Consider the following 5342-nt stretch of genomic DNA (forward strand, 5'->3'; position numbering starts at 1 on the left):
CGCCGTGGCCGCGCGCGCACCTGCTCGGCGTAATCACGCAGGCTGATCGCCCCGTCGGTCAGCACCATCGCCGCGACCTCGAAGCCCGCGCCCCGCAACTCGGCCAGGCCGTCACGCCAGTCCGCCAGCCGCGCCCACGGCATCTCCAGCACCGCACCCATGGAGGTCTTGATCGCCCTTCGGTAGAGCGGGTCGGCGGCCCGGGGCGCCAGCAGGACGCCGTCCCAGCCCAGACCGGCTGCGCTGCGGAAGATGGCTCCCACGTTGGCGTGGTCGACGATGTCCTCGCACACCACCAGCCGCTGGGCGCCCAGCAGGTCGGCGGTCGTCCAGCGCAGTTCCCGCTGCATGGCGGCCAGTGCACCGCGATGGACGTGGAAACCGGTCACCTGCTCGGCCATTGCCTCGGTGACCAGGTAGACCGGCGCGTCGGTGGCGTCCAGCAGGTCGGACAGGTCGGCCAGCCAGCGCGGCGCCAGCAGGAACGACCTCGGCCGGTAGCCGGCCAGCACCGCACGCCGGATCACCTTGGCGCCCTCTGCGATGAACAGGCCACGCTCGGCCTCCAACTGGCGGCGCAGCGTCGACTCCCGCAGCCGCAGGTAGTCAGCCAGCCGGGCATCGGCGGGGTCGGTGATGGGAATCAGCTCAGCCACGAGCGCCGATCCTAACCACCCGGGCGGTCGCGGTACACGACGGCGACCGCGCCGCACTGCGCGACACCTCGGCGGGCGGGGCGGTGCCGCGGTGCGTATCGTGTTCGGGGTGACCAAGACCACCCACCGCCGTCCATGGTGGCAGCGCATCGACCGGTTCATGGTCGCGATCGTGCTGGCCGCCGTCATCGCAACCCTGCTGCCGGCCCGGGGCGCGGCAGTGCCGGTGGTGGACTGGGCGTCGCGGATCATGATCGCGGTGCTGTTCTTCCTCTACGGGGTGCGGCTGCGTCCCGACGAGACCCTCGCGGGGCTGCGGCACTGGCGGCTGCACGGGGTGATCCTCGGCTTCACCTTCCTGATCTTCCCGATCGTGGGCCTGCTGATGCGTCCGCTGGTGCCCGGGCTGATCAGCGAGGAGATCTACCGGGGCCTGCTGTGGATCTGCCTGCTGCCCTCAACGGTGCAGAGCTCCATCAACTTCACCTCCATCGCCCGCGGAAACGTCGCCGCCGCCATCGTCAGCGCGTCGACGTCGAACATGCTCGGGGTCTTCATCACCCCGCTGCTGGCCATCGCCCTGATGAGCACCACCGGCCTGTTCCTGGACGCCGCCTCGATCCTCGACATCGCGGCCCAGATCCTGCTGCCGTTCGTGCTGGGACAGCTGTCCCGGCACTGGACCGCCGACTTCGTCTCCCGGCACCCGAAGCTGAAGCTGGTCGACCAGGCCTCCATCGTGCTGGTGGTCTACAAGGCCTTCGGGCAGGGCGTGCGCGACGGCCTGTGGCAGCGCACCGGCTGGATGGACATCGTCATCATCCTGGCCGCCACCGCCATCATCCTGGCGCTGATGCTCTGGCTCACCTGGTGGCTGGCCGCCCGGCTGCGCTTCAACCGACGCGACCAGATCGCCATCCAGTTCTGCGGCACCAAGAAGTCGCTGGCCACCGGGGTCCCGATGGCCTCGGTGCTCTTTCCCGCCAGCCAGGTGGGCATCATCGTGCTGCCGCTGATGATCTTCCACCAGGCGCAGCTGATGGCCTGCTCGGCGCTGGCCAGCCGCTACGCGCGGAAGGATCAGGACTGGCTGGACGCCACCAACCGTCCCGACGACGACTCCCCCGACGGCGACGGTGCGGCCTCGCCCGATGCGGACCGGTAGGCCGCCCTGGCCGTCCAGCGTCCGTTGTTGCGGGCCACCTCCAGCGGCATGTCGTAGGCCGCGGTCAGGTTCTGGCTGGTCAGCACCTGGTCGATGGGCCCGGCGGCCACCACCTTGCCCTGGTTGAGCAGCAACGCGTGGGACACGCCCTCGGGGATCTCCTCGATGTGGTGGGTGACCAGCACCATGGTGGGCGCGTCCGGGTCGAGGCAGATCTCGGTCAGGGTCTGCACCAGCAGCTCACGGCCGCGCAGGTCGAGGCCGGCGCCGGGCTCGTCGAGCAGCAACAGTTCGGGGTCGCTCATCAGCGCCCGAGCGATCTCCACCCGCTTGCGTTCACCCTCCGACAGGGTGCCGAAGGTTCGGCCGGCCAACTCGTCCACGTGCAGCATCCGCATCAGTGAGCCGGCCCGGGCGTAATCGAGTTCGTCGTACTCCTCGCGCCAGCGGCCCACCACGCCGTAGGACGCCGAGACGATCACGTCGCGCACCGCCTCTCGAGGGGGAATCCGGGAGGCGATGGCCGACGACGAGACCCCGATCCGCGGCCGGAGCTCGAACACGTCCACCGCGCCGAGGTACTCGCCGAGCAGCTCCACCACACCACTGGTCGGGTGCATCTGGGCGCTGAGCAACTGGAGGATGGTGGTCTTGCCGGCACCGTTGGGCCCGATCATCACCCAGCGGTCACCTGCCTCGACCCGGAAATCCACGCTATCGAGCAGGAGCTTGGTGCCCCGTCGCACACTGACGCCTGCCAATTCGGCCACTGCAACCATGGTCCCGACGATACCGGTAGCCCGAACCCGCCCGACCGTGGCCTGGCACGGTGTCGCCGCTCAGAAGTGCACGAACAGCCCGATCACCCAGGCCGTTATCGACACCCCCGCACAGCCGAACTCGATCAGCATGCCCAGCCCGACCGACTTCATCGCCACCACCGACGCCTGCCAGGCCTGCCCGGCGTCCCGCAGCCGGTGCCACTCGCTGCCGTACAGGCCGATGATGAAACCGAGAAAGAGTCCCACGACCGGGATCACGAACGCGCCGATGACGCCCAGCACCGCGCCGACCAGGATCGACCGGTTCGGGATCTGCTGCTGTTTGAGACGTCTACCGGTGAGCACCGCCGAGGCCGCCATCCCGGTGCCGCTGAACAGCAGGCCGATGCCGAAGACCGTCCAGCCTACCGGTCCACCGACCGCGACTGCCCAGACCAGCAACCCGGTTATCACCAGGATGCTCCCGGGCAGGACCGGGAAGATGGTGCCGAGCGCGCCGATAACCAGCAGCACCCCGGTGATGATGGAGACAATGACGTCCATTCATCGAAGGCTACCCACCAGGACCGCTGATCCGGCGACGCCGTTCGGGCAGGATAGCCGGATCAGCCGACCCACGGTCGACCGCTGACTTCGGTCAGGCGCCGGTGGAGTGCAGCCCGCCGTCCACGTGCACCATGGTGCCGGTGGTGGCGCCGAACCAGTCGCTGAGCAGCGCAACCACCGACTTCGCCACCGGGGTGGCGTCGGAGGCGTCCCAGCCCAGCGGGGCGCGCTCGGCCCAGACATCGTTGAACGATGCGGCGCCGGGGATGGCCTTCTTGGCGATGGTGTCGACCGGGCCGGCCGCGACCAGGTTGGCGCGGATGCCGTCCGGCCCGAGGTAGCGGGCCAGGTAGCGGTTGGTCGACTCCAGGGCGGCCTTGGCCACGCCCATCCAGTCGTAGGTCGGCCAGCTGACGGTGGCGTCGAAGGTGAGCCCGACCACCGAGGAGCCGGGGCCCAACAGGTCGCGCACCGACATGGTCAGCGACTGCAGCGAGTACGCCGAGGTGTGCACTGCCTGGGCGACGTCCTCCCACTGCGTGGTCAGGAACTTCCCGCCGAGCGCGGTCTCGGGGTTGGCGTAGGCGATGGAGTGCACCAGCCCGTCCAGGTGCTCGAAGCCCAGCTCACGCAGCTGCCCGGGGAGGGCGGCCAGGTGCTCGGGGTTGGTGACATCGAGCTCCAGCACCTCGGGAACAGGGTCGAGCTTCCTGACCACCCGCCGGGTCAGACTCATGCCGCGGCCGAAATTCGACACCACGACCTCGGCACCCTGTTCCTGGGCGATCCGGGCGACCGCATAGGCGATCGAGGTGTTCATCGTCACGCCGGTGACGAGGATCTTCCTGCCGTCGAGGATGCCCATGTCAGTGCCCCATTCCGAGGCCGCCGTCGACCGGGATGACCGCCCCGGTTATGTAGCCCGTCTCGTCGGCAACCAGGAACTTCACTGCGTTGGCGACGTCGGCGATGGTTCCCATCCGCCCCGCCGGGATGCGCTCGGCGTACGACTTCTGGGTGGCCTCGTCCAGCACGTCGGTCATCGCGGTCTGGATGAACCCGGGCGCCACCACGTTGAACGTGATGCCGCGACCGCCGAGCTCGCGGGAGACGCTGCGCGCCATCCCGATCAGGCCGGACTTGGAGGCCGAGTAGTTGACCTGACCTGCCGAGCCGAGCAGGCCGACCACCGAGCTGGTGGCGACGATGCGGCCGAAGCGCTGCCGCATCATGCCCCGGGTCGCCCGCTTGACAACCCGGAAGACACCGCTCAGGTTGACGTCGATGACCTTGTCCCAGTCGTCGTCCGACATCCGCAGCAGCAGGGTGTCCCGGGTGATCCCGGCGTTGGCGACCAGCACCTCGACCGGACCGAGTTCCGACTCGACCTTGCTGAAGGCGGCGTCCACCGACTCGGAGTTGGTGACATCGCAGGCGATGCCCAGCACGCCGTCGGGGGCGGCATCAGAGATGTCGAAGCTCGCGACCCGGTAGCCGGCCTCCCGCAGCGTCTCGGCGATCTCGGCGCCGATGCCGCGGCTGGCACCGGTGATCACGGCCACGCGACCACTTTCAGTATTGGCAGTTTCGCTCACCGAACCAACCTATCGCCGTCCGGACTGGGCGCGGCGTGGTCGACTGGTACAAATTCCATCGGTCGACCTTGTGCACTTCGACCCCGGCTCGCACCGCCCCGGTCGGCGCCGGGCACAATTGGAGGCATGCGACTGGTCGACGGCGGGGAGTTGCGGGCGCTGTGAACGGCGGGGGTGCGCCTGGTCGTCCGATCGACGCGGCGCTCGGCCTGTTGGCGTGCCCGGTCTGCGGGCACTCCCTCGGCCGCCACGACCGCGTCCTGCGGTGTGCGAACCGGCACAGCTTCGACCTCGCGCGGCAGGGCTACGTCAACCTGCTGGGCACCGCGCCACCGGCCAACGCCGACACCGCGCAGATGCTGGCCGCTCGGGACCGATTCCTCGGCAGCGGGGCCTACTGGCCGATCCGGGACGCCGTGGTCGCCGTCTGCACCGGTGCGGCCCGGGTGGCCGAGGTGGGTGCCGGCACCGGCCACTACCTCGCGGCTGTGCTGGCCGCCCATCAACGCCAAGCGCACCTGGCGATCGATGTCTCGACCGCCGCAGCGAAGCGGACGGCGCGGCAGGGCCTGGCCAGCGTGGTGGCCGACACCTGGGC

The 5342-nt window shown here is 69.6% G+C and carries 7 protein-coding genes; 2 read left to right on the top strand and 5 right to left on the bottom strand.

Annotation, left to right across the window (positions count from 1 at the left end; genetic code table 11):
• Window positions 1–656: TrmH family RNA methyltransferase (locus WBL05_RS09935; RefSeq protein ID WP_424225592.1), on the bottom strand; the 656-nt coding region annotated here is incomplete at its 3' end.
• 160 nt (window positions 657–816) lie between these two features.
• Between WBL05_RS09935 and WBL05_RS09940 the strand changes: the two genes are divergently transcribed.
• Complete coding sequence (locus WBL05_RS09940) at window positions 817–1821, top strand: bile acid:sodium symporter family protein (RefSeq protein ID WP_424225602.1); 1005 nt, start codon at window positions 817–819, stop codon at window positions 1819–1821.
• On the opposite strand, the gene WBL05_RS09945 is transcribed toward WBL05_RS09940, so the two are convergent.
• The 4 genes from WBL05_RS09945 to WBL05_RS09960 form a co-directional block, all read right to left on the bottom strand.
• Window positions 1737–2600 carry an ABC transporter ATP-binding protein gene (locus tag WBL05_RS09945; protein ID WP_424225594.1) on the bottom strand — a complete coding sequence of 288 codons (864 nt, stop codon included), beginning with the start codon at window positions 2598–2600 and terminating at the stop codon, window positions 1737–1739. The genes WBL05_RS09940 and WBL05_RS09945 overlap by 85 nt on opposite strands.
• A 60-nt stretch (window positions 2601–2660) precedes the next feature.
• Complete coding sequence (locus WBL05_RS09950) at window positions 2661–3146, bottom strand: DUF456 domain-containing protein (RefSeq protein ID WP_424225596.1); 486 nt, start codon at window positions 3144–3146, stop codon at window positions 2661–2663.
• 94 nt (window positions 3147–3240) lie between these two features.
• Complete coding sequence (gene fabI, locus WBL05_RS09955) at window positions 3241–4014, bottom strand: enoyl-ACP reductase FabI (protein WP_424225597.1); 774 nt, start codon at window positions 4012–4014, stop codon at window positions 3241–3243.
• Between the two features lies 1 nt (window position 4015).
• On the bottom strand, window positions 4016–4744 hold the full coding sequence (locus tag WBL05_RS09960) for a beta-ketoacyl-ACP reductase (RefSeq protein WP_424225598.1): 729 nt from the start codon (window positions 4742–4744) through the stop codon (window positions 4016–4018).
• Between the two features lie 161 nt (window positions 4745–4905).
• Here WBL05_RS09960 and WBL05_RS09965 point away from each other — a divergent pair.
• Window positions 4906–5342: putative RNA methyltransferase (locus tag WBL05_RS09965; protein ID WP_424225600.1), on the top strand; the 437-nt coding region annotated here is incomplete at its 3' end.

Origin of the sequence: Brooklawnia sp., assembly GCF_049651565.1 — a bacterium.
Taxonomy (GTDB): domain Bacteria; phylum Actinomycetota; class Actinomycetes; order Propionibacteriales; family Propionibacteriaceae; genus Brooklawnia.